22 protein-coding genes are annotated in these 25,085 nt (G+C 45.8%); 15 read left to right on the top strand and 7 right to left on the bottom strand.

Annotation, left to right across the window (positions count from 1 at the left end; translation table 11 throughout):
• Entirely contained in the window at positions 1–4,464 is a 4,464-nt protein-coding gene (mukB, locus tag BIW15_RS16220; RefSeq protein WP_077281313.1) for a chromosome partition protein MukB, read from the top strand.
• 168 nt (positions 4,465–4,632) lie between these two features.
• On the opposite strand, the gene BIW15_RS16215 is transcribed toward mukB, so the two are convergent.
• From BIW15_RS16215 to BIW15_RS16180, 7 genes are all read right to left on the bottom strand, one after another.
• A complete protein-coding gene (locus BIW15_RS16215) occupies positions 4,633–4,785 on the bottom strand; it encodes a hypothetical protein (protein ID WP_005457235.1) in 153 nt (50 codons plus the stop codon).
• A gap of 202 nt (positions 4,786–4,987) precedes the next feature.
• A complete protein-coding gene (locus tag BIW15_RS16210) occupies positions 4,988–5,956 on the bottom strand; it encodes an alpha-L-glutamate ligase-like protein (RefSeq protein WP_005457241.1) in 969 nt (322 codons plus the stop codon).
• A gap of 3 nt (positions 5,957–5,959) precedes the next feature.
• Positions 5,960–7,465: an inactive transglutaminase family protein gene (locus tag BIW15_RS16205; protein WP_005495851.1), complete on the bottom strand. Its 1,506-nt coding sequence runs from the start codon at positions 7,463–7,465 to the stop codon at positions 5,960–5,962.
• Positions 7,466–7,476: 11 nt separating this feature from the next.
• Positions 7,477–8,223 (bottom strand): ATP-dependent zinc protease, encoded by a 747-nt coding sequence (locus tag BIW15_RS16200; protein ID WP_005457212.1) that lies wholly within the window; start codon positions 8,221–8,223, stop codon positions 7,477–7,479.
• A 221-nt stretch (positions 8,224–8,444) separates the two neighbouring features.
• Positions 8,445–9,416: a tRNA 5-methoxyuridine(34)/uridine 5-oxyacetic acid(34) synthase CmoB gene (gene cmoB / locus BIW15_RS16190; protein WP_005457248.1), complete on the bottom strand. Its 972-nt coding sequence runs from the start codon at positions 9,414–9,416 to the stop codon at positions 8,445–8,447.
• A gap of 112 nt (positions 9,417–9,528) precedes the next feature.
• Complete coding sequence (cmoA, locus tag BIW15_RS16185) at positions 9,529–10,266, bottom strand: carboxy-S-adenosyl-L-methionine synthase CmoA (protein WP_005457217.1); 738 nt, start codon at positions 10,264–10,266, stop codon at positions 9,529–9,531.
• Between the two features lie 143 nt (positions 10,267–10,409).
• The gene (locus BIW15_RS16180; RefSeq protein ID WP_179115297.1) at positions 10,410–11,276 is read right to left on the bottom strand and encodes a DUF72 domain-containing protein; all 867 of its coding nucleotides are present in this window, start codon (positions 11,274–11,276) and stop codon (positions 10,410–10,412) included.
• Positions 11,277–11,549: 273 nt separating this feature from the next.
• Between BIW15_RS16180 and aspS the strand changes: the two genes are divergently transcribed.
• From aspS to tolB, 14 genes are all read left to right on the top strand, one after another.
• Positions 11,550–13,328, top strand: a complete 1,779-nt coding sequence (gene aspS, locus BIW15_RS16175; protein WP_077281294.1) for an aspartate--tRNA ligase — start codon at positions 11,550–11,552, stop codon at positions 13,326–13,328.
• Between the two features lie 128 nt (positions 13,329–13,456).
• The gene (gene ruvC / locus BIW15_RS16170; RefSeq protein ID WP_005457261.1) at positions 13,457–13,978 is read left to right on the top strand and encodes a crossover junction endodeoxyribonuclease RuvC; all 522 of its coding nucleotides are present in this window, start codon (positions 13,457–13,459) and stop codon (positions 13,976–13,978) included.
• Positions 13,979–14,099: 121 nt separating this feature from the next.
• Positions 14,100–15,551 (top strand): methyl-accepting chemotaxis protein, encoded by a 1,452-nt coding sequence (locus tag BIW15_RS16165; RefSeq protein ID WP_069525022.1) that lies wholly within the window; start codon positions 14,100–14,102, stop codon positions 15,549–15,551.
• Between the two features lie 78 nt (positions 15,552–15,629).
• Positions 15,630–16,244, top strand: a complete 615-nt coding sequence (gene ruvA / locus BIW15_RS16160; RefSeq protein WP_005486097.1) for a Holliday junction branch migration protein RuvA — start codon at positions 15,630–15,632, stop codon at positions 16,242–16,244.
• A 21-nt stretch (positions 16,245–16,265) separates the two neighbouring features.
• The gene (ruvB, locus tag BIW15_RS16155) at positions 16,266–17,270 is read left to right on the top strand and encodes a Holliday junction branch migration DNA helicase RuvB (protein ID WP_005457270.1); all 1,005 of its coding nucleotides are present in this window, start codon (positions 16,266–16,268) and stop codon (positions 17,268–17,270) included.
• 460 nt (positions 17,271–17,730) lie between these two features.
• Positions 17,731–19,317, top strand: coding sequence for a cytochrome ubiquinol oxidase subunit I (cydA, locus tag BIW15_RS16150; RefSeq protein ID WP_005457265.1), 1,587 nt, complete (start codon positions 17,731–17,733; stop codon positions 19,315–19,317).
• Positions 19,318–19,334: 17 nt separating this feature from the next.
• Positions 19,335–20,471 (top strand): cytochrome d ubiquinol oxidase subunit II, encoded by a 1,137-nt coding sequence (gene cydB / locus BIW15_RS16145; RefSeq protein ID WP_005483614.1) that lies wholly within the window; start codon positions 19,335–19,337, stop codon positions 20,469–20,471.
• Between the two features lie 12 nt (positions 20,472–20,483).
• Positions 20,484–20,591, top strand: a complete 108-nt coding sequence (gene cydX, locus BIW15_RS16140) for a cytochrome bd-I oxidase subunit CydX (protein ID WP_000270284.1) — start codon at positions 20,484–20,486, stop codon at positions 20,589–20,591.
• Entirely contained in the window at positions 20,584–20,886 is a 303-nt protein-coding gene (ybgE, locus tag BIW15_RS16135) for a cyd operon protein YbgE (RefSeq protein ID WP_005495828.1), read from the top strand. Before cydX ends, ybgE begins: the two co-directional genes overlap by 8 nt.
• Before the next feature lie 172 nt (positions 20,887–21,058).
• Positions 21,059–21,478 carry a tol-pal system-associated acyl-CoA thioesterase gene (gene ybgC, locus BIW15_RS16130; RefSeq protein WP_005483618.1) on the top strand — a complete coding sequence of 140 codons (420 nt, stop codon included), beginning with the start codon at positions 21,059–21,061 and terminating at the stop codon, positions 21,476–21,478.
• Entirely contained in the window at positions 21,468–22,166 is a 699-nt protein-coding gene (gene tolQ, locus BIW15_RS16125; RefSeq protein WP_005485405.1) for a protein TolQ, read from the top strand. Before ybgC ends, tolQ begins: the two co-directional genes overlap by 11 nt.
• A gap of 5 nt (positions 22,167–22,171) precedes the next feature.
• The gene (locus BIW15_RS16120; protein ID WP_005459813.1) at positions 22,172–22,615 is read left to right on the top strand and encodes an ExbD/TolR family protein; all 444 of its coding nucleotides are present in this window, start codon (positions 22,172–22,174) and stop codon (positions 22,613–22,615) included.
• 12 nt (positions 22,616–22,627) lie between these two features.
• Positions 22,628–23,698 carry a cell envelope integrity protein TolA gene (gene tolA / locus BIW15_RS16115; protein WP_005483633.1) on the top strand — a complete coding sequence of 357 codons (1,071 nt, stop codon included), beginning with the start codon at positions 22,628–22,630 and terminating at the stop codon, positions 23,696–23,698.
• 10 nt (positions 23,699–23,708) lie between these two features.
• Positions 23,709–25,061, top strand: coding sequence for a Tol-Pal system beta propeller repeat protein TolB (gene tolB / locus BIW15_RS16110; protein WP_005459807.1), 1,353 nt, complete (start codon positions 23,709–23,711; stop codon positions 25,059–25,061).
• Positions 25,062–25,085: the final 24 nt, after the last annotated feature.

The following is a 25,085-nucleotide window of genomic DNA, read 5'->3' as shown; positions in this document are numbered from 1 at the left end:
ATGATTGAACGCGGTAAATATCAATCGCTGACCATGGTCAACTGGAACGGCTTCTTTGCCCGTACGTTTGATATCGATGGTCTGGTTACGACGTTATCGGGCGGTAACGGTGCCGGTAAATCAACAACGATGGCAGCGTTCATCACAGCGTTGATTCCTGACCAAACGCTACTGCACTTCCGTAACACAACCGAAGCGGGCAGCAGCCAATCGTCTCGCGATAAAGGTCTATACGGTAAGCTACAGCCGGGTGCGTGTTACGCAGCGCTAGACGTAGTGAACTCACGTAACCAACGTCTATTGTTTGCAGTAAAACTGCAGCAAGTCGCGGGTCGTGACAAAAAAGTAGATATCAAACCGTTTGTTATCCAAGGTCTTCCAAGCCATGTGAAACCAACAGATATCCTAGTTGAAAGCGTATCGGCGACTCAAGCGCGCGTACGTCAAATCAATGAAGTCAAAGATGCGATTGCGGAATTTGAAGGCGTTCAATTCAAAGCCTTCTCTTCAATCGTGGATTACCACGCGCAAATGTTCGAGTTCGGTGTGATTCCGAAGAAACTGCGCAACTCAAGTGACCGCTCTAAATTCTACCGTTTGATCGAAGCCTCGCTTTACGGTGGGATCTCAAGTGCGATTACACGCTCACTGCGCGATTACCTTCTGCCACAAAACGGTGGTGTGAAGAAAGCATTCCAAGACATGGAATCGGCGTTGCGTGAAAACCGCATGACGCTAGAAGCGATCAAAACCACTCAGGCTGACCGTGACTTGTTCAAACACTTGATCACCGAGTCGACAAACTACGTGGCTGCTGACTACATGCGCCATGCTAACGATCGTCGCAACAAGCTTGAACAAACTCTATCTTTGCGCTCTGAGCTCTTTGGCTCACGCGAGACGTTGATTGAGCAAAACAATCTGCTTAATCGCGTTCAAGAAGAACTTGAGCTTCTAATCGAATCGGAATCGGCACTAGAGCAAGACTATCAAGCGGCTTCTGACCACTTGCAATTGGTGCAAAACGCACTGCGCCAGCAAGAGAAAATCGAACGTTACCAAGAAGATCTTGAAGAGCTTAGCGAGCGTCTTGAAGAGCAGATGATGGTCGTTGAAGAAGCGCAAGAACGCGTGATGATGGTGGAAGAGCAAGCAACCGTTGCAGAAGAAGAGGTGGACAGCCTCAAGACGCAACTGGCTGACTACCAACAAGCACTAGACGTTCAGCAAACTCGTGCTCTTCAATACCAACAAGCGGTTCAAGCACTTGAGAAAGTGAAACAACTACTTGGTGATGACAGCCTGACGGCAGAATCCGCGCAAGCACTTGTTTCTGAGCTTAAGAACAAAGAATCAGAAAGCACTAACGCGCTGCTATCGGTTAAGCACAAGTTGGATATGTCTTCTGCAGCAGCAGAGCAATTTGAAACTGCGCTGAAGCTCGTACAAAGTATCGTTGGGCAAGTCGAACGTAAAGATGCAGCTGAACAAGCGAAAATCGTCATTACGAAAGCGCGTGAATCTCAGCAAGTCGCACAAAACGAACAACAGTGGCGTGCTCAACATCGCGACCTTGAGCGTAGCCTTAATCAGCAACGTCAAGCGCGCGAGCTAGTGAATGAATACCAAAAGCAGTTCCATGTTGAACTGACGGACGAAATCACGTTTGAACAAGAACGCGAACGTCATGCGATGCAAATCGAAACGCTAGAAATGACGCAAGAAGAGCTGCGTGAACAACGCAGCGAACAGCGTCGCCTAGAGCAAGATGCTGCGGCAGAAATCAACAAGCTAGAAGCCATTGCACCAACATGGATTGCGGCGAACGATGCGCTAGAAAAATTGCGTGAGCAAAGCGGTGTAGACTTAGAAGATCGCCATGCTGTGATGAGCCACATGCAGGTTGTTCTGGAGCAAGAGAAAGAACTGTCTCTAGCGAAAGACAAACTGGCAGAGCGTCGCTCGCAACTAGAAAGCGAAATCGAACGATTGGCATCACCTGGTGGTTCAAACGATCCTCGTCTGAAAGGCTTGGCAGATACACTAGGCGGTGTGCTTCTATCCGAGATTTACGACGACATTACAATCGACGACGCACCGTACTTCAGCGCGATGTATGGTCCGGCACGTCACGCGATTGTGGTTTCTGACCTGTCGGGTATCGAAGAGAAACTGGTAGAGCTAGACGACTGTCCGGAAGATTTGTACATCATTGAAGGTGACATAGATGCCTTTGATGACAGTTCGTTTGACGCAGAAGAACTTGAAGGTGCAGTATGCGTTCGTATGAACGACCGCCAAATGCGTTACTCTCGTTTCCCTGAAATTCCATTGTTTGGACGCGCGGCGCGTGAACAGCGTTTAGAGCTACTGCGTAATGAACGTGAGGAAGTGGTTGAGAAGCACGCTAAAGCGGCTTTCGATTCACAAAAGATGCAGCGTCTATACCAAGCATTCAACCAGTTTGTGGCTAACCACATTCAAGTCGCGTTTGAAGCTGACCCAGAACAAGCATTGGCAAATGTTCGCGAAAAACGCGGTCAAATCGCCCGTGTATTGGCTGATTTGGAAGCGAAAGAACAACAACATCGTTCTCAGCTTCAGACTAGCAAGCAAGCTCTGTCTTCGTTAGACAAGCTCGCGCCAAACATGGCTCTGATTGAAGACGATACGCTGCAAGCGCGTTTCGACGAGCTGGAAGAGAAAATTGCGCAACTGTCAGAAGCGAAAGCGTTCTTGAACAACCACGCGAAAGCCGTGGCTGAGCTTGAAAAAATTGCTTCTGCACTTGATGCAGACCCTGAACAGTTCGATGCGTTAGAAGCAGAATACAAAGCTGCGGACGAGCAACTTCAAGAATTGAAGAAGCAGATCTTTGCCTTGTCTGACCTCGTTGAGCGTCGTCACTACTTTGCCTATTCAGACTCTGTTGATTTGCTTAACCAAAGCAGTGAACTTAGTGAGCAGTTAAAAACGAAGCTGGTTCAGGCTGAGCAAATGCGTACACGCTCTCGTGAAGAGTTGAAACAAGCGCAAGGTCAAATGAACCAATACAACCAAGTCTTGGCATCATTGAAAAGCTCGCACCAAGCGAAATTGGAAACTGTTCAAGAGTTCAAACAAGAACTGCAAGAGTTTGGCGTTAACGCCGATGAAGGAGCAGAAGAGCGTGCGATCCGTCGCCGTGATGAGCTGCACGAGCGTCTACACACATCTCGTAGTCGTAAGAGTGAATACGAGCGTACCATCACCTCTACTGAGCTAGAGATGAAAGGTCTGGCGAAACGTCTGAAGAAAGTTCAGAAGGAATACGCAGAGCTGCGTACCTTCGTGGTTGCTGCGAAAGCGGGCTGGTGTTCAGTACTTCGCTTGGCACGTGAAAACGATGTTGAACGTCGTCTTCACAAGCGCGAGTTGGCGTACATGTCTGCCGATGAACTGCGTTCAATGTCGGATAAATCGTTGGGTGCGCTGCGTCTTGCTGTTGCAAACAATGATGACCTACGTGATGCGTTACGTTTGTCTGAAGATAATGCACGTCCAGAGCGTAAAGTTCTGTTTTACATTGCGGTTTACCAGCACCTTCGTGAGCGTATTCGTCAGGACATCATCCGCACAGATGACCCAGTAGAAGCCATCGAAGAAATGGAAGTAGAGCTAGCGCGTCTGACTGAAGAGCTAACTCAACGCGAAAACCGTCTGGCAATCAGCTCTGAGTCTGTGGCAAGCATCATCAAGAAGACGATTCAGCGTGAGCAAAACCGTATTCGCATGCTAAACCAAGGCTTGTCGAACATTTCGTTCGGTCAGGTGAAAGGTGTGCGTCTAAACGTGAAGATCCGTGAAAGCCATGAAGTGCTATTGCATGGTCTGTCTTCGCAGCAAGAACAGCATAAAGATTTGTTTGAATCTCCACGTTTCACTTTCTCAGAAGCGATGGCAAAACTGTTCCAACGCGTGAACCCTCACATCGATATGGGTCAACGTTCTCCTCAGGTTCTGGGTGAAGAGCTACTGGATTATCGTAACTATCTAGAGCTAAGTGTGGAAGTTAACCGTGGTTCTGATGGTTGGCTGCAAGCGGAATCTGGGGCGCTATCAACGGGTGAGGCAATCGGTACTGGTCAGTCTATCCTATTGATGGTTGTTCAGAGCTGGGAAGAAGAATCCCGTCGTCTACGCAGCAAAGACATCATCCCATGTCGTTTGTTGTTCCTCGATGAGGCGGCACGTCTGGATGCGAAGTCGATTTCAACGCTATTCGAACTGTGTGACCGTCTGGATATGCAGCTGTTGATTGCTGCGCCAGAGAACATTAGCCCAGAGAAAGGTACAACCTACAAGCTGGTACGTAAGGTGTTTAAAGATCACGAACACGTACACGTTGTTGGTCTGCGTGGCTTTGGTCAAACAGATAAACCGAAGAGTGAAGTTCAAGAAATGATTGAAGAGTTTGAATCATAGGCTTGGAAGTATAAAAAACGCCCGCAATTAAAGCGGGCGTTTTTGTATCTGACTAACAGGGAGATGCAGGTAACGGGCATAAAATAAGCCGAGGCTGTAGGACGACAGTCTCGGCTTTTTCGTGAGCACTTAGACCAATAGCAGGGAGTATTGGAAATAATCTAAGCGCTATTCCTCTGAAATATCGGTTCCAGCTTCGATAATTTCAGCAAGCTCTTCAAGTGCTTGAACCGAAAGCTCAGACAAACGCTGTAAGTGTTGGTCAAAAGTTTCCTGGTCTACAAGCTGTGGTTCATTATTATTTGTTTCTTTTGTTAGCATCGCCCAACCTCTTTAAGTTGAGTAAGGGGAGTAAACATCATACTCAATGGGCTCAGTAGAAAAGAAACGATCTATGTTGATTCTGTTAGCTCGATCATTGATTCAAATGATGAAACCGGCGAAATGAGATAGGAAGGGGAGTGAAAACGATGGCAGAAAGAAAAAAGCTAGCAACCATGTGCTGATTGCTAGCTTGTAAGGTTTAGAACTTTGGTTTTACACCAAATTGCTCAACCGCGTAGGCTACGCGCTCTATAGGCTTAGGGTACTCCGCTGGAGTGCCGAGGCTTTCAATATGCTTCAAGCGAGGAAGCAATCCTGCTCCGTTCGCGATTTGAATAGCCAAACCAGGACGAGCATTCAGCTCAAGTACCATCGGACCTTCTTCTTTGTCGAGAACCATGTCGGTGCCCATGTAACCAAGCCCCGTCATTTCCCAAGCACTTGACGCAAGTTCTAGCAAACGCTCCCAATGAGGCACTTGCAGAGTCGATAAATCTTTACCCGTATCTGGGTGGTGCGTTACTGGTTGGTCGAATTGCACCGCGCGAATGGCTTTGCCTGTTGCGATATCAATGCCGACGCCGACCGCGCCTTGGTGAAGGTTAGCTTTACCATCAGACGCTGATGTTGAGCAGCGCATCATCGCCATGACAGGGTAGCCTTTAAATACGATGATGCGTACGTCTGGCACACCTTCGTAGCTGAAACCATCGAAGCAGTCATCAAACTTAATCAAGTTCTCAACCACGGCAACATCGTTCTTACCGCCGAGCGAGAACAACCCCGCCAGTGCATTACTGATGTGGCGTTCCACTTCTTCTTTGTTGATTGTCGCACCAGAAGGTTTGGTGTACACACCGTCTTTATGCGATGTCACCACCAGAATACCTTTACCACCGCTGCCTTGAGCTGGCTTAATCACAAAACCCGGCCAGTCTTTCACCATGTTGTGGATGGTTTTTACTTCTGCTTGGTTGTGGATCACGCCGATAAGGGCAGGGACGGTTGCCCCTGCAGCTTGAGCGATGATCTTGGTTTTTAGCTTGTCATCCACCAATGGGTATTTAGAGCGATCGTTATAGCGACCAATGTAGCTATGGTTACGCTTGTTCATGCCCATAATGCCTTTGTGGCGAAGTTTTGATGGCGTAGTGTAACGTTCAAACATCGTTTAATCCTCCGCTAGCGGTTTGAAACGACGTAGTTCTGTTAGACGGTAACCAGTGTAAGTACCTAGTAATAGAATACCCGCCAAAACAATTAGCTGTAGGCCGATAAAGTTAAACGTTAAGTGCTGGATATACGAGTTGGTCATCGCCAAGTAAACCAGTACCGCAGTCAGTAGTGAACCACCACCTTGCATTGCTACTTCTTTCGCGCCTTCTTCCTCCCACAGAATCGACATACGTTCGATCGTCCATGACAAGATGATCATTGGGAAGAAGGTGATTGTTAGACCTTCTGTCAAACCAATCTTGAATGCTACAACGGTAAACACCGAGATGATCATAATAACCGTGATAATAACCGCGGATATCCTTGCTACCAGAAGTAAGTTGAGCCGCGATAAGTAGCTTCGGATGATCAAGCCTGTACCAACAATTAATAGGAAGCCCACAATACCAGTCACAAGCTGCGTTTGAACGAACGCAACCGCAATCAGTACTGGCATGAACGTACCAGAGGTTTTAAGACCAATAATCACGCGCAGGAACACAACGATCAATGCGCCAATTGGGATCAGCATGATGGTCTTGAACATCGCTTGCTCTTCTAGAGGCAAGCTGTGGATTGATAAGTTAAGCAGGCCATCGGCCTCAACCTTGTTGTTTGTCGCTTGTTGAGGCGTCACTTCTTGTTTGATCATGGAGAAATGAACTTGGCTGTTCTTACCTCCCACAAGGTCAAGTAACGAAACGTTCGATTCATCCCAAACAAGAAGGTTAGGTTTTACGGCTTTCTGCTCTGAATTTGGCGAGAACAGAACCCAATCTTTTCCAGACCAAACTTGCACCATCGGTTGGATGGTTTGACGACGACGGCCATCTTCAAGCTCGATTACGCCAACAATTTTACTTTGAACGCCAGCTGACAGAAGAATCTTGTGCAGTGCATCGGTGCGGTCAAAATCGTTCAATAATAGAGCGGAGTTTTGGCTGTCTGGATCGTTAAGCGCTTTGATTAACTCGCGTGCAAACGTCACGTTGTCCGCAGAACGGCTCATGGCTTGATCGATGAGGGCGCTTGCTGCCGCTTGTTGCGGAGCGGATAAAGTCGGTGGCGTGATATCGCCAGCAGGAGGCAGTGGTTCCACTTTAGCTTGTGGATCAACTAAGAACTGCGCTTTGTAGTAAATTGTTTGAGGGCCTTTCGCTTGGCGAATCGACCATTCGGCACGGCGACCTGAATCAGAGTTAATGTAGGAAACGCCATAACCAGAAGAAGAAGCAGACTCGCCAATCAGTGTATAACCACTCTGTGTATGAGGAGCGGCAAGAGAAGCTTTCACTTCATTCCCGTTTGCATTGAACTCGATACGAGCCTCTACATCCCACACTTGACGTGTTTCGCCTGGCGTCCAAGGCACGCCGTAATTTTGGTGTCTGAAAACACTCAAAGCAATGCCCGCAACCACCAACAAGATGATTGAAAGGTAAAACGGTATTTTTGACGTCATAATCTACCTTATTATTTTTTATCTTCGTCCGTTTGAATGTATGTACGGCTCACATCAACCAATGCGATGTCGCGCATAAATTCTCTACCTAGTAAAACAGGATGGTTCATGTGGGAGCGATCCGCCAACGTAAATTGCGCTTTTTCATGAATTTTTCCAACTCGCACCCAAAGTTCGACCACAGCGCGACGCTCCAGTTCTTCACTTGTTACTTGACGAATTTTCACATAACGAAGAACAGGCGCTTCGATCCATGTATTTTTCTCTTCTTCTGATTTTGTTGCATCAGCAAGATGGAAACGAACCCAGTTTTTGCCGTTTCTTTCGAATTCTTCAATATCAACTGCATTCAAAGATGATGTAGCCGCACCTGTATCGACGCGCGCATCAAACGTTTGTTTGATGGAGTCGATGGTCACTTTTTCGATCGAACCTAAAACGATGTCATGAGTCGGCGTTGGTTCAATAGGGGCGGGCGCTTGGACAATAATAGGCTCTTTCGGTTTTTTAACCTCTGCCATTGCCTCTTCGCGGAAGGTGCTTAGATCACCTTGTAATTTATCGACTTGGTCTTCAAGGCTGTCGATGTAATCTGATTGGTTACTGATCTGCAGCTCTAAGTTAGTTATGCGATTATTGAAATTCGCTTCTGAAGCTTGAATAGCGGCTAACGTTTCTTGGTGGTACTGTTCGCCTTTAGTAAGTGTGCATCCAGATAATAAGGCGATGGCAACAACCGGAGTCAATCGTATTAACATTGAAAACCTTGGGATTGGATTAAGTTGTTTGTTTTTTAAGAGTTTAGCTTATATCGATAAAGGCTCACAAGTAAGAATCTTTCTCTATCTCTTATTGAGTGAGGAATAGTGATGAAAAGCTAATAATCAAGGATGCAAAGTGCACCCTTGATGAGAATAGAAGAGAGGGTAATGTCTTAATGGCAGGAAAGAGTTAAGACAATGTCAGAAATCTCAGTTAATTATGGCTTACGTGCTACCAGCACAGCGCGGCGTGGTGCCGGGTAGCCTTCCACTGTTTTGCTTGGATCGTTTGGATCTAAGTAATCTGGTAGAGAGTTGTGTGTCATCCAATCTGTTGTGCGTTGTTCATCAACAGAAGTCACGTTCTCATCCACAATATGAACATCTTCAAAACCAACCAGTTCTAGCCACACTTTTAGTGCTTTCGCAGACGGGAAGAAGTACACATTGCGCATTTGAGCGTAGCGTGAGGTCGGCACAAGTACTGCGTTTTCATCGCCTTCGATTACCAAGGTTTCCAATACTAACTCACCACCAGAAACCAACTGATCTTTTAGTTGAATCAAATGGTCAAGTGGAGAACGACGGTGGTAGAGAACACCCATGCTGAACACGGTATCAAACGCTTCCAGTTTAGGCAGTTGCTCAATACCCAGCGGCAATAGGTGTGCTCGTTGGTCGCCGCCCATGAGTTTGCGAATCGCTTCAAACTGAATCAGGAACAGGTGAGACGGGTCGATACCCACGCAAAGACGAGCACCTTCGCCTAACATGCGCCACATGTGGTAACCATTGCCACAACCCACATCGAGCACGCTGCGATTTTTCAGTGGAGAAATGTGTGGAAGTACGCGATCCCATTTCCAGTCGCTACGCCACTCGGTATCGATATGAATGCCGTGCACTGTGTATGGACCTTTGCGCCAAGGGTGAAAAGTACGCAGTAAGTTTTCTAGCTTTTTCAGTTCGCCTTCTTGGAAAGGCGTATCGTTGCTGATGGTTACAGAGTTCTTGATATCAACTTGATCTGGTGAGCCTTCCGGAATCTTGTTCAGTGCTTTCAACCAGCGACCAAAGTCACCGTGCTCTGCATTTTGCCAGTCCGTTAACTGTTGTGGTAACACATTCAGCCAAGGTTGAAGACGCGTGTCTTGGGCAATCAATTGGTAGAAATTTGCAAAGTTAAACATAGTTAGTTAATCGCTGAGTTGATGATGTAATTAAATGAGTGAAAGCGCCGCCAAAGGCAGCATCAGTACTTGCCTGCTTGAGTACAAATTGAACTGGGTTCGACCGCGAACCTTACTTAATCGCGAACATAGAACCGAAGTTAAAGCATTGGAACCAAACGTCGTAGCTAGAGAAGCCAATTTTTGCGAAACGTTCTTTGTGGTCTTTTTTAGAGTCCGGACGCATTACGTTTTCGATTGCGCTACGTTTTTGGCTGATTTCCAATTCGCTGTAACCGTTGGCACGTTTGAAGTCGTGGTGAAGGTCAATGAGTAACTCATTAGACACTTCATCTTCGAAAACGAATTTCTCTGACAGAATCAAAATGCCACCAGGACGCAGGCCCGCGTAGATTTTTTCAAGCAGCGCGTAACGGTCTTCTGGTGATAAAAACTGGAGCGTGAAGTTCAATACCACGACAGATGCGTTTTCAATTTCGATATTACGAATATCGGCTTCGACCACAGTTACTGGCGTGTCGCTGCGATAAGCGTTGACGTGTAACTTACAACGCTCAACCATCGCTGGAGAGTTGTCTACTGCAATAATTTTGCAGCCTTCTTGCTTGATATGACGACGCATAGACAGCGTAGCGGCACCCAAAGAACAACCTAAGTCGTAGATGTTTGAGTGAGGCTTCACAAAGCGTTCTGCCAACATACCGATTGCAGAAATGATGTTGCTGTAACCCGGCACCGATCGCTGAATCATGTCAGGAAAAACTTCCGCTACGCGTTCATCGAACGTGAAATCCCCAATTTTATCGATTGGAGCCGAAAAAATAGTATCTGGATTGCTCTTAGGGTTCATAACCAAATCTCTGCATACAAGCTGACGGGGCGATTCGTCTTCAAAAAACTAGTTAGTCTAGTCTTCAAAAAACGTCAGGCATCAAAAAAGGCGCGTATTTTATGAGAAATTCGCGCCTCTGTCATGCGTTGAGCAAATTATTGTTAGAACATCTGTAACTGCGAGTTGCCATCATTGGCAGGGAAGGGGGCTAAATCTGGCAGGGCGACATGCTTTTGTAGATTCTTGTAAATGTTCGCTGCCAGCTCAGGCGCAATAATATTGTCTGCTGTGTGAATCATCACATATGGTTGTTTTCCTTCCGCAATCCATTGTGGCAATTTACTTAGCCAAGGCACAAAGAAGTCGTAATTTTTTTGTTCTTCCGGATGGCCAATAAAACGAATCATCGGGTGTGAAGCGGTTGCAATCGCATGAACGGGAACTTTGGGTTTCTTCATTTGAGCATCAATGATGGCTTCATTGTTAGGCTTTGCCGCAAACACAGGGCGGCTATCCATGATGATTCGGTCTATGCTTTTTTCCACTAACCATTGGTTAAACACCCTTTCTTCTTCACCTTTGGAGAAAAACGCCATGTGGCGCACTTCAACCCCAAGTGGGAAATTCGGTGGGAAGCTGGCACAAAACTTCTTCAGTCTATCGAGGTGTTCGGGACCAAAAGCGGCAGGAAGCTGAATCGTCCATTGACCGACTCGTTCATGCAGCGGCTCCATGACTTTCATGAAGTCACGTAACTGCTCGCTACAGCCTTTGAGCATTTGTTCGTGGGTGATGGCTTTGGGCAACTTAAACGTGAATTTGAAATCGTCGTGAGTCGCGGCTTTCCAGTTTTGCACCGTGTTGTGTGTCGGAGTGGCGTAAAAGGTGGTATTTCCTTCCACAGTATGAAATACCTGAGCGTATTTTTCTAAACGCTCAGCAGGTTTAGTTCCACTACCGTAAAAGCTTTGTTGCCATTGGTTGTGAGACCACATGGTTAAACCAAGTCGAAGGGGTAAATTATCCATCATTCTTTATTGTTTGTATCTCCTGTACGCACTTTACGAGAGTTTTGCTGAAATAGGTAATTTCACGCTATAATCCCCACCAATTTTTTCGCTTTGGTGGGCTTTTGAACATTTGTTGTACTAAAAACCACCAGGGAATGATAAAACACACTTAATTGTATGTTGAGTAGTCGATTTTCATAGACTTTCAGCGTATAACGGAATCTTTACTCTGCTCGGCAATGAGGCTGACAGAGCGTAGTTAACAATATTTGAGAGATTGGGAATTTCATTATGCGTACCCATTACTGTGGTCACCTGAACAAGTCCCTTGCAGGACAAACTGTAGAACTTTGCGGCTGGGTTAACCGTCGTCGTGATTTAGGCGGTCTTATTTTCATTGATATGCGAGATCGTGAAGGCATCGTTCAGGTAGTTGTAGATCCAGATATGGCGGATGCGTATGAAGTGGCTAACACACTTCGTAATGAATTCTGTATCAAATTGACGGGTGAAGTTCGCGTTCGTCCAGAAAGCCAAGTAAACAAAGACATGGCAACAGGTGAAGTTGAGATCCTTGCGAAAGGTCTTGAAATCATCAACCGCAGTGACGTTCTGCCTCTAGACTTCAACCAAAAGAACTCAGAAGAGCAACGTCTGAAGTACCGTTACCTAGATCTACGTCGTCCAGAAATGAGCGACCGTATCAAGCTACGTGCTAAAGCGTCTAGCTTTGTTCGTCGTTTCCTAGATGACAACGGTTTCCTAGACATCGAAACACCAGTACTAACCAAAGCGACGCCAGAAGGCGCGCGTGACTACTTAGTACCAAGCCGTGTTCACAAAGGCAGCTTCTACGCGCTTCCTCAGTCTCCACAGCTATTCAAACAGCTTCTAATGATGTCTGGTTTTGACCGTTACTACCAAATCGTTAAGTGTTTCCGTGATGAAGACTTGCGTGCCGACCGTCAACCAGAATTCACTCAGATCGATATCGAAACGTCATTCATGACGGCTGATCAAGTTCGTGAAGTAACTGAAAAAATGGTTCGTGAAATGTGGCAAGAGCTACTGAACGTTGACCTAGGTGAATTCCCAGTAATGCCATTTAGCGAAGCGATTCGTCGTTTCGGTTCTGATAAGCCAGACCTACGTAACCCACTAGAGCTAGTAGACGTTGCAGACCTAGTAAAAGACGTTGAGTTCAAAGTATTCTCTGGTCCAGCGAACGACGAAAAAGGCCGCGTTGCAGTTATTCGTGTATCAGGCGGTGCAGAGTTAACTCGTAAGCAAATCGACGGCTATGCAGAGTTCGTAGGTATCTACGGTGCAAAAGGTCTAGCATGGATGAAGGTGAACGACCGTGCAGCAGGTGTGGAAGGTATCCAATCTCCTGTAGCTAAATTCCTAAGCGAAGACGTGATCAACGGTATCCTAGATCGCACTCAAGCGGAATCTGGCGACATCATTCTATTTGGTGCAGATAAAGCTAACATCGTTGCGGAAGCACTAGGCGCACTTCGTCTTAAACTAGGTAAAGACCTAGGTCTGACTAAAGAAGGCACTTGGGCTCCTCTATGGGTTGTTGACTTCCCAATGTTCGAGGAAGACGACGAAGGCAACCTACACGCGATGCACCACCCATTCACATCACCTCTAGGTGTGACAGCGGAAGAGCTAAAAGCGAACCCAGCAGTAGCGAACTCAAACGCATACGACATGGTTTTAAACGGCTACGAAGTGGGCGGTGGTTCTGTACGTATCCACAACGCAGAAATGCAAGCTGCGGTATTCGATATCCTAGGTATCGATGCAGAAGAGCAACAATTGAAATTCGGCTTCCTATTGGACGCTCTAAAATTCGGTACGCCTCCACACGCTGGTCTTGCATTCGGTCTAGACCGTCTAGTAATGCTGCTATGTGGTACTGAGAACATCCGTGATGTTATCGCGTTCCCGAAAACAACAGCAGCGGCGTGTTTGCTAACAGATGCTCCAAGCATTGCAAACCCAGCGGCTCTAGAAGAACTAGCGATTGCGGTAACTGCAGCGAAAGCAAAAGACGCAGAATAAGCGCACAACAATTAAAGAAAAAACTCCCGCACCTGCGGGAGTTTTTGTTTTAATGGGATATATCCAAACGACTTAAGAATGCTTGGGTTTAGATTCCAATAAAAATAGCGAGTTATTTAGGACGCTTCATGTCAATTATTTTGGGTATTGACCCAGGTTCTCGTATTACCGGTTACGGCGTTATTCGCCAGCAAGGCCGTCATCTGCAATATCTTGGCAGTGGGTGTATTCGTACCTCAGAAAAAGAATTGCCAGGTCGGCTTAAGCAAATCTATGCTGGCGTCACGGAAATCATCACCCAGTTTCAACCAGACGTATTTGCAATTGAGCAAGTGTTCATGGCGAAAAATGCCGATTCTGCTCTAAAGCTAGGGCAGGCTCGCGGTAGTGCGATTGTTGCGGCGGTGAATGCGGATCTTCCTGTGTATGAGTATGCTGCACGTCTAATTAAGCAAGCTGTAGTGGGGACTGGTGGTGCAGACAAAGTGCAAGTTCAGCACATGGTGCAGCACATGTTAAAATTACCTGCGAAGCCTCAAGCCGATGCCGCGGATGCACTCGGTGTGGCAATTTGTCATGCCAATACGAACAAGACCTTGGTTGCGCTCGCAGGCAAAGCAAGCAGTGCGAGAAAAGGGCGTTATCGCTAGACTCTCACTGTACTAAAAATGAGACACCTCAGACAGATTTAAGGAATAAATTTGTTGTGAAAATGTTGTAAAACTATAGTGGTCGGATGTCTAATAAGAAATCAATCAAGGAAGATTGAACATGAATCCAGCCACGCTGTGGCGCAGTGTATTTATGCCGCGCCAACCTCAATGGACGAGAACGCAACAACGTCAAGCTGACATCCTCTCTTTATTTACCTTCATCGCTTTTCTGGTCGGAATTTATAGCTTAATTAAGTGGTTCAAGCATGGACACGAAAGCTTGATCTTAACTTCTGTCATTCTGATTACTCTTGAGCTTATTTCCGCTTCTAGTCTCAAATGGTTTAAGCAACCTGCGTTATCACTTAACCTTGGTTTTGTCGGGATGTCGGTGCATGCACTCAATATCATTTATCAAAGTGGTGGTGTGGTTGATTCAACTCAAACTTATTGGGTGCCTTTGTTGGTTGTCGCTTTCTTCTTATCTGGCACTCGTCTTATCGCTATTGCTTGGAGTGGCGTGGTGATTGCCATTTCCGCCTTAATGACACATCAGCATGTTTCGGGTTTTGAGTTTCCTCAACTGGTATTATCGGAAGCTTCTCAGAGATTAGAAATTTGGTCTGGTACCGTATTGCCGCTGGTGGTGATTTGTATCGCTCAGGCATTTACTGCTAAGCAACGTGATGATGCGATTGAAAATGCCGAAGCAGCAAAAGTCGAGAGTGAGCAAGTCGCCAAAAAAGCAACAGAAGGTGAACTGCATCTGGCTGAAGTATTGGAACAAGCTAATTTAAATTCGATAGAGCTGAAATCTGTTTCGCAAACGCTTGATGAGCAATCATCGCAGTTGGATGAGCAAGTCAATGCGCTCAACGTGAATAGTGAATCTCAAGCAAGTGCGGCAGAGCAAATGAGCCAACAAGTACATCACATGGCCACAGGGATTGAAGAGTCGAGCAAGTTTGTGGAAGAGCTGCGTGAGAAGAGTGAAGACGTTCATCAACAAGCAGAGAAAAGCTCGGAATTGCTGGAGGATTCTACCCAAGCGATCAGCCAGATCATTACTAGCCATGAAGAAATCATGAAAGTGGCAGACTTGATTACCTCTGTAGCAGAGCAAACCAACTTGCTGGCTTTAAATGCGGCAATCGAAGCGGCGCGAGCAGGAGAGCAGGGCAGAGGTTTTGCTGTGGTTGCCGAGCAAGTACGAGAGCTATCTGCGAAGAGTAGCCAGTCCGCTATTGAGATTCGTCACTTACTTGATCGTAGTGAGCAAGAAGTAAAGCATGGTCAAGACGTGGTGACGTCAAGCACGGAGAGGATGAACACTATTATTCAGCAAGTGACGACGATATCTCATGACGTACAAAGTTTATCAAGCATTATGGCAACGCAAATGACAGCGCTAAAAGAACTTGATGAAGCGAGTAGCGAAGTGGCGAATGGTGTAGTGAATACAAAATCCATTGCCGAGATTGTGGCTCAATATGGCAAAGAGCTCAGCGGTCAAGTTGTTGCTGTCCGGACGCTCACACAACAACTTGATCAAGTTGTCTCAAAAATCTAACCCCACAGCATAAAGGACTGGATGTCTATCCAGTTCTTTATTATCCTGTCGCAAATTCATTTCCAAAGAGTATTTATAGTGATTGGACGTCTTCGCGGCATTTTGCTTGAAAAGCAACCACCTGAAGTTTTAATTGAAGTTAACGGCATTGGCTATGAAGTTCAGATGCCAATGAGCTGTTTCTACGAACTGCCAAATATCGGCGAAGAAGCGATTATTTATACTCATTTTGTTGTGCGTGAAGACGCGCAATTGCTTTACGGTTTTAATACAGTAAAAGAGCGTGCGCTATTCCGTGAAGTGATCAAAGCAAACGGCGTTGGCCCTAAACTTGGCTTGGGTATTCTTTCAGGCATGACAGCGAGCCAGTTCGTGTCTTGTGTAGAGCGTGAAGATGTTTCTACGCTTGTGAAGTTACCTGGTGTTGGTAAGAAAACCGCCGAGCGTTTGGTCGTTGAAATGAAAGACCGCTTAAAAGGTTGGGGAGCTGGCGACTTATTCACGCCGTTTACTGATGCCGCTCCTACTGACTCGGCTGCCGCTTCGTCAAATAGTGCAGAAGAAGAGGCGGTCAGCGCACTTCTTGCTCTAGGCTACAAGCCAACTCAAGCGTCGAAAGTAGTTTCTCAAATTGCTAAACCGGACATGAGCAGCGAGCAGCTGATCCGTGAAGCACTAAAATCAATGGTGTAACGGAAAGTTCAAGGTAACAGTATGATTGAAGCCGATCGTTTAATCGCTCCTGAAAATCCAGCGTTTCGTGATGAAGATGTTATTGACCGTGCTATTCGCCCTAAAAAGTTGGCGGATTACCAAGGTCAGGATCATGTCCGTGATCAGATGGAGATTTTCATCAAAGCGGCACAATTGCGTAGTGAGGCGTTAGACCACCTACTTATTTTTGGCCCTCCAGGTTTGGGTAAAACGACGTTGGCAAACATTGTTGCTAACGAGATGGAAGTGAACATCCGTACTACTTCTGGACCTGTTCTCGAAAAAGCAGGCGATTTGGCCGCGTTGTTGACCAACCTTGAGGAAAACGACGTGCTTTTCATTGATGAGATCCATCGTCTTAGCCCTATGGTCGAAGAGGTGCTGTATCCGGCAATGGAAGATTACCAATTGGACATCATGATTGGTGAAGGTCCGGCCGCACGTTCTATCAAAATTGATTTGCCACCATTCACATTGATTGGTGCAACGACGCGTGCGGGGTCTTTGACTTCTCCGCTGCGTGACCGTTTTGGTATTACTCAGCGTCTTGAGTACTACAAAGTGCAAGATCTACAGAACATTGTTCAACGCAGTGCAGATTGTCTAGGGTTGTCGATGGAGCCAGAAGGCGCGTTAGAAGTTGCTCGACGAGCTCGTGGTACGCCTCGTATTGCAAACCGTCTATTGCGCCGTGTCCGTGACTATGCAGAAGTGAAGGGCAACGGACATATTTGTGCCGATGTTGCTGACAAAGCGCTTAATATGTTGGATGTGGATGCTCAGGGCTTCGATTACATGGACCGCAAGCTTCTTCTCGCTATCATGGAGAAATTTGGTGGTGGTCCAGTTGGACTCGACAATATGGCTGCCGCTATTGGTGAAGAAAAAGACACCATTGAAGATGTGCTAGAACCATATTTGATTCAGCAAGGCTATTTACAACGCACTCCCCGAGGAAGAATCGCCACAGATCGTGCATATCTTCATTTCGGAATTGAAAAATAAGATTCTAAGGCTGAGCAAAAATGCTCAGCCTTTCACCATAAGTGACCAACCTCTCATTTATTGAATTTCTTCTAATACTAATTAGGTAAGAAAAAAGCACTGATTGTTAACTCGATGTTTGCATGCAACTGGTTAATTTCTCTCCTGATTACTCTCTCTTAACATACGCTTCTAATACGGGTTGATCTGGATCAATGTGATGGATTTTTGTGCAAATTCAGCGCATAAACATTGATGTATATCAAAGCGCATTCCGGCTATAAACCTTTTGAAACAATCTGTTTTTACAAGTAATATTAGCCCCAGCTATATTAGCTGATGCTTAACAATTAACTAACCAATGAAGCACATTTTTGCAACAAAGAGTTGTGATAATTCAACAATTTTCAAGTGTGAATAACACCTGGATATGGATTGCAATATGTAGAGAGTGTCATTCAGCCGACACATAGGAGTTACCATGATTGACGTAGTTGATCTATCGCGGTTGCAGTTTGCACTAACAGCGATGTATCACTTCCTATTCGTACCATTGACCCTTGGTATGGCCTTCCTTTTGGCCATTATGGAATCGATGTACGTAATGACGAACAAGCAAATCTACAAGGACATGACCAAGTTCTGGGGTAAGCTGTTCGGTATTAACTTTGCACTTGGTGTGGCTACCGGCCTTACCATGGAATTCCAGTTTGGTACTAACTGGTCGTACTACTCCCACTATGTAGGTGACATCTTTGGTGCGCCACTGGCGATCGAAGCACTTGTCGCTTTCTTCCTGGAGTCAACTTTTGTTGGTCTATTCTTCTTCGGGTGGGATCGTCTATCTAAACGCCAACACTTAGCTGTTACTTGGCTTGTGGCGCTGGGCTCTAACTTCTCTGCTCTTTGGATTCTTATCGCAAACGGCTGGATGCAAAACCCAGTAGGCGCGGACTTCAACTTCGAAACCATGCGTATGGAAATGGTAAGCTTCTCTGAAGTTGTACTAAACCCAGTTGCTCAGGTTAAGTTCGTGCATACGGTTGCTTCTGGTTACACTTGTGGCGCAATGTTTATTCTAGGCATCAGTTCATACTACCTATTAAAAGGTCGTGATATTGCGTTTGCTCGTCGTTCATTTGCTATCGCTGCATCTTTCGGTATTGCTGCGATCCTATCAACCATCGTTCTTGGTGACGAATCTGGTTACGAACTTGGTGAAGTTCAAAAAGTGAAGCTTGCTGCAATTGAAGCAGAATGGCACACAGAACCAGCTCCAGCAGCGTTTACGTTGTTTGGTGTTCCTAACCAAGAAACCATGCACACCGATTACGCAATCAAGATCCCTTACGTAATGGGTATCATCGCGACACGTTCTTTTGATGAGCAAGTGACAGGTCTTCGCGACCTTCGTGATGAGCACGTTGAGCGTATTCGTGGCGGTATGTACGCTTACGAACTTCTTGAGAAACTTCGTGCTGGTGACAAGTCAGAAGAAAACATGACTGCGTTTGATGAAGTGAAAGGTGACCTAGGTTACGGTCTACTTCTAAAACGCTACACAGACAATGTTGTTGATGCGACAGAAGAGCAAATTCAAGCTGCTGCGGATGATTCAATCCCAACAGTATGGCCACTATTCTGGTCATTCCGTATCATGGTTGCTTGTGGCTTCATCATGTTGTTCGTATTCGGTGCGGCATTTATCCAAACATGTCGTCAAAAAATCGAACAAAAACAATGGATTCTTAAAGCTGCACTATTGAGTATTCCACTTCCGTGGATTGCGATTGAAGCGGGTTGGTTCGTCGCTGAGTACGGTCGTCAACCATGGGCTGTTGGTGAAATTCTTCCTGTGCACGTTGCGGCTTCAGCATTGACTGCAGGTGAAATCTGGACGTCACTATTCGCAATCTTGGCGCTATACACGGTATTCCTGATTGCAGAAGTTTACCTAATGTTGAAATTCGCTCGTAAAGGTCCAAGCAGTCTGAAAACTGGCCGCTACCACTTTGAGCAAAACGCTGACTCTGTTGAAGACAAAGTTAGCCGCCAAGTAGAAGCGTAAGGTAAGGAGATAACAAGATGTTTGATTACGAAATCTTGCGACTCATCTGGTGGGTACTAATCGGTGTTCTACTAGTTGGTTTTGCAGTAACAGACGGTTTCGATATGGGTGTAGGCGCGCTTGTACCTATTATCGGTAAAAACGACACACAACGTCGTGTCATGATTAACTCAATTGCCCCTCACTGGGATGGTAACCAAGTTTGGCTTATCACTGCTGGTGGTGCATTGTTCGCCGCTTGGCCTTTGGTTTACGCAACGTCATTCTCAGGCTTCTACTTAGCAATGATCCTGACGCTAGCTGCACTTTGGCTTCGTCCTCTGGGCCTAGATTACCGCTCTAAGATTGAAGAGCCAAAATGGCGTAATACTTGGGATATCTGTATCTCAATCAGTGGTTTTGTTCCGCCAATCATCTTTGGTGTGGCGTTTGGTAACCTTCTACAAGGTGTTCCATTCCAATTGAGCGAGTTTTTGATGCCAACATACCATGGCTCATTCTTTGGTCTGCTAAACCCATTTGCTCTGCTTTGTGGTCTGGTTAGCTTGTTCATGATTTTGATGCAAGGTTCTACTTGGCTACAAATGAAAACAACGGGTGAAGTTCACACACGTGCTCGCAACGTTGCTCAAATCACGGGTCTACTAACAGTGGTTGCGTTTGTTGCTGCAGGCTTCTGGGTTCAAAACATTGACGGTTACGTGATTGTTGGTGGCATCGACACAAACGCAGCTTCTAACCCTCTAAACAAAGAGGTAATCCGTGAAGCTGGTGCGTGGATGAAGAACTTTGAAAACTACCCACTACTATGGGCTGCTCCTGTACTAGGTGTTGCAATGCCGCTGCTTGCTGTATTGTCATCTCGTCTTGAAAAGTGTGCGATTTCGTTCATCACTTCAAGCCTAGGTGTTGCTGGTGTTATCTTTACTGCAGGTTTTGCGATGTTCCCATTCATCATGCCTTCAGATCTAATGCCAAGCCACAGTCTAACAATGTGGGATGCAACATCATCTGAGTTGACTCTGAACCTGATGACAGGCGTAGCGTTTGTTATGGTTCCAATCATCCTTGGTTACACGTCTTGGACTTACTACAAGATGTTTGGTCGCCTTGATGATCAGTACATTGAAGACAACAAAAACTCACTATACTAAGGAGCAATTACTATGTGGTATTTCGCATGGATTCTAGGTGTACTACTTGCTTGTGCATTCGGTATCATCAACGCTCTTTGGTTAGAGCACTCAGAAATGATGGACAAAGACAGTGAGTAATCTCGCTGACAAGGTAGCGAAGTTTCACGAACCAATGGATAAGACTCTGTTAAGAGTCTTATCTCTCATCCTTGGCTTTATGCACGTAGGATTGGTGATGTGGGATCCAGAGGCGTACCATCAAGCGATTGGTGGCTTTAACGCAGTGATCGCCCCGGCACTGATTTGGGCATTGTGCTCAAGTATGGTGTTCGGCGTAGGCTTCAAACCGAGAAATTGGTACTGGCAATTGTTGTTTAGCCCTTACTTCTCGTTAGCTATCTTAATTTATCTAACTGCGCTTTATTTCATGTAAATTGAATTACATTGCAATAAAGTTGGTTATTAAATCATCGAGTAAAAGCCGGGCAGTTTGTCTGGCTTTTATTTTTTCTACAAAAATCAAAAATATTCCTTCCGTTCAGTACCAATTGCTGTTGCTTCAGTTATAGTAACCACTTTAAAGAATTGAATATATTGGTACTCCCTTGCAAGGCACATCAAATCCCTTCCGCTGGCCGATCACCGTGTACTATGAAGACACCGATGCGGGCGGCGTTGTATATCATTCAAACTATTTAAAATTCTTTGAGCGCGCGCGTACCGAGATGTTGCGTGCAAAAGGCATTTCTCAACATGTGTTACTGGAACAAAATATTGGCTTTGTTGTCCGACACATGGATATCGATTTTAAACAAGGGGCGAGACTGGACGAACAGTTGACAGTATTAACCCGAGTGTCAGAAATAAAACGTGCGTCTTTGCAATTCTGTCAAGAGTTGGTCAATGATCAAGGCAAGATATTGTGCAAGGCCTTTGTTAAGGTAGCATGTATCGATAATAAGAAAATGAAACCAATAGCTATTCCAACATTTATCAATTCGGAGCTAACAAATAGTGACTGCTGATATTTCCATTTTAGATCTCTTTCTTCAGGCCAGTCTGTTGGTAAAACTTGTGATGCTGACATTGCTAGGCATGTCAATCGCGTCATGGGCAATGATCATCAAGCGCAGCAAAGTGCTTTCCCAAGCATCAAAAAATGCAGAGCAATTTGAAGACAAATTCTGGTCAGGTACAGACCTTTCCCAACTTTACCAAAAAGTGAAAGGGCGCAAAGACGAGATCGCAGGTACAGAAGAAATCTTCTACGCAGGTTTCACAGAATTTGCTCGTTTACGTAAGAGCAATGCGAACTCACCAGCTTACATTATGGAAGGCACAGGTCGCGCGATGCGTGTTGCTGTTGCGCGTGAAGTTGATGAGCTTGAAACAAGCCTACCTTTCTTAGCAACTGTCGGTTCAATCAGCCCATACATTGGTTTGTTTGGTACCGTTTGGGGCATCATGCATGCGTTTATTGCACTGGGTGAAGTGAAACAAGCAACGCTTTCTATGGTTGCCCCAGGTATCGCAGAAGCGTTGATCGCGACTGCTATGGGTCTATTCGCAGCAATTCCTGCGGTAATGGCATATAACCGACTAAGCAACAAAGTAAGTAAGCTGGAACATACTTACGCGACATTCTCAGAAGAATTCCACAGCATCCTTCATCGTCAAGCGATGGCTGGCCGAGATAGCGCGGATAAGGAATAAAAAGCATGGCGGGTTATCAACCTAAAAAGCGAAAAATGACGGCAGAGATCAACGTTGTCCCTTACATCGACGTAATGCTTGTGCTGTTGATCATTTTTATGGCGACCGCGCCCTTTGTTACCCAAGGTGTGGATGTCGAGCTGCCAAAAACGTCTACCGCTGAGTCGATGGAAAAAATAGCCGGGAACACCGATAGCAGCTTTATCATCATTGAAATTGATCGTGATGGGAACTTAGGTCTGAGTGTTAATGATGAAGAAGTGCAACGCGGTCTGTCTTTACAAGATGTGATTGTACGAGTCAAAGCTGAGCGAAGCATCAAGCCTGATTCGCCTGTTGCGGTCGGCGGTGATGCGGCAACGCCATACGCTGACGTTGTGATGCTACTGGATGAGTTAAGTCGAGCTGGTATCCCAAAAGTGGGTCTAATGACCGATATTAGGGAATAAACGTCAATATTCATGAAAGACAAAAAGAAACAATCGAAAGAGTACACTAAACCGATAGTCATATCGGTAGGTCTGCATGCTCTCTTGGTAGCAGCATTGCTCTGGGGTACTGATTTTGCGATGACCAAACCAGAGCCAACCGGACAGATGGTTCAGGCTGTCGTGATAGACCCTAAACTGGTGCAACAACAAGCGAAAGAAATTCGTCAGCAGCGTGAAAAAGCGGCCAAAAAAGAGCAAGATCGTCTTGATAAATTAAGACGCGAGGCGGAGCAGCTTGAGAAAAACCGTAAGGCTGAAGAAGAACAAATTCGTAAGTTGAAAGAACAGCAAGCGAAAGATGCAAAAGCGGCCAGAGAAGCTGAAGCGGCTCGCAAGCAAAAAGAGCAGGAACGCAAAGCAGAAGAAGAACGTGTTCGCCAAGAAAAAGAGCGTACAGCTAAACTTGAGAAAGAGCGTAAAGCGAAAGAAGAAGCTGTACGTAAAGCAGAGCAGGAACGTTTAGCCAAAGAAGCGGCGATTGCTAAAGCGGAACAAGAGCGAGTAGCTCGCGAGAAGGCGGCAAAAGAAGCGGAAGAAAAGGCAAAACGTGAACGCGAGGCGGCTCAAAAAGCTGAACAAGAACGCATTGCGAAAGAAAAAGCGGCAAAAGAAGCTGCGGAAAAAGCGCGTAAAGAAAAAGAGCGCCTTAAGCGTTTAGAACGTGAGCGCAAAGAGCAAGAAGCTGCACTGGATGATATTTTTGCTGGCCTAGAAAGTGAAGCGAGTGCAAACCAACAGGCTCAGGGGAAATTTGTGGCTGATGAGGTTTCCCGCTACAGTTCAATCTATATTCAGCTCATTCAAAGCCGATTGCTAAAGGATGACTACCTATTGGGAAAGGAGTGTAGAGTTAACATTAAGCTGATTCCTACGGGAACTGACATGATTGTTTCGTCAGTTAACGTGCTTTCTGGTGACTCTAGAGTATGTGCTGCTGCAAAGAGTGCAATTGCACAAGTACCAAGTTTCCCGATGTCAACCGATTCAACAGTTAACCAAAGGCTGAAGGATATTAACCTTACGGTCGCACTACAACAATAAGGGATAAGCCGTGATTAAACGTCTTTTACTAGGAATGTTTGTACTGCTAGGCAGTCTAACGAATGTAGCGCACGCTGCATTGGAGCTGGTCATTACTGATGGTATTGATTCGGCACGACCAATTGCTGTTGTTCCTTTTAAATGGGAGGGCAGTCAACCACTTCCTACCGACATTTCTGCTGTCATTGCGTCTGATCTACAGCGCAGTGGTAAGTTCAGCCCAGTACCAACGAATAAAATGCCACAAACGCCATTCAATGAATCAGAAGTTAACTTTGATTCGTGGACAAGCCTTGGTGTAGATGCGTTGTTAACTGGCTCTATCAAGCAAAATGAGCAAGGCGATTACGTTGTAAATTACCAGCTTGTTGATGTAGTACGCGGTCAGTTAACTGGTGGGCAGAGCAAAGCTCTGGGGAGTGACGGCGAGCTTGTTTTATCTAAAGACCATGTTTTGTTTAACAAAGTGGCTACGGTAAAAGGCCCTCGTATGCGTGAGTACGCTCACCGTATTTCTGACCTTGTCTATGAACAACTGACAGGTGAACGTGGCGCATTTATGACTCGTATTGCCTACGTGGTTGTAAACGACAAAGACCGTTTCCCGTACCAGCTTCGTGTCGCTGATTACGATGGTTACAATGAGCGATTAGTATTGCGTTCTAAGCAGCCTCTGATGTCTCCTGCATGGTCTCCAGATGGGCAGAAACTTGCGTATGTAAGCTTCCAAAATGGCCAAGCAGAAATTTTCATCATGAACATCTATACCGGTGAACGTGAAAAAATTACGTCATACCCTCGCCATAATGGTGCGCCAAGATTCTCTCCTGATGGTAACAAGTTAGCGCTTGTACTGTCTAAGACAGGCACTCTACAGGTGTACACTTTTGATCTGAAAACTCGCAAACTCACCCAAATTACGCGTAGCAGATCAAATAATACTGAACCGTTCTGGCACCCTGATGGCAAATCGCTGATTTTCACATCGGATAGGGGTGGTAAACCACAGATTTATCAAGTAAATTTGGGCAGCGGTTCTATCGATCGCTTGACTTGGCAAGGTAGCCAAAACTTGGGTGGTCAAATCACACCTGATGGCCGATTCCTAGTAATGGTGAATCGCAGTGATTCAGGTTTTAATTTGGCGAAACAAGATTTGGAAACTGGTGCTCTTCAAGTCTTAACTAAGACTCTATTAGATGAGTCTCCGAGTATTGCCCCTAACGGTGGCATGGTTGTGTATAGCTCGATTTACAACAAGAAAAACGTACTATCGATGGTGTCAATTGATGGTCGATTTAAAGCTAGATTACCGGCAACAAATGGGCGTGTGAGAGCGCCTGCGTGGTCACCGTTTTTGTAGTAATAAGTTTGATTAATAAAGGAA

Source organism: Vibrio sp. SALL6 (assembly GCF_002002385.1).
Taxonomy (GTDB): Bacteria; Pseudomonadota; Gammaproteobacteria; order Enterobacterales; family Vibrionaceae; genus Vibrio; species Vibrio parahaemolyticus.
The sequence above is the reverse complement of the archived record's forward strand: the minus strand, read 5'-3'. Positions and strand labels throughout refer to the sequence as shown.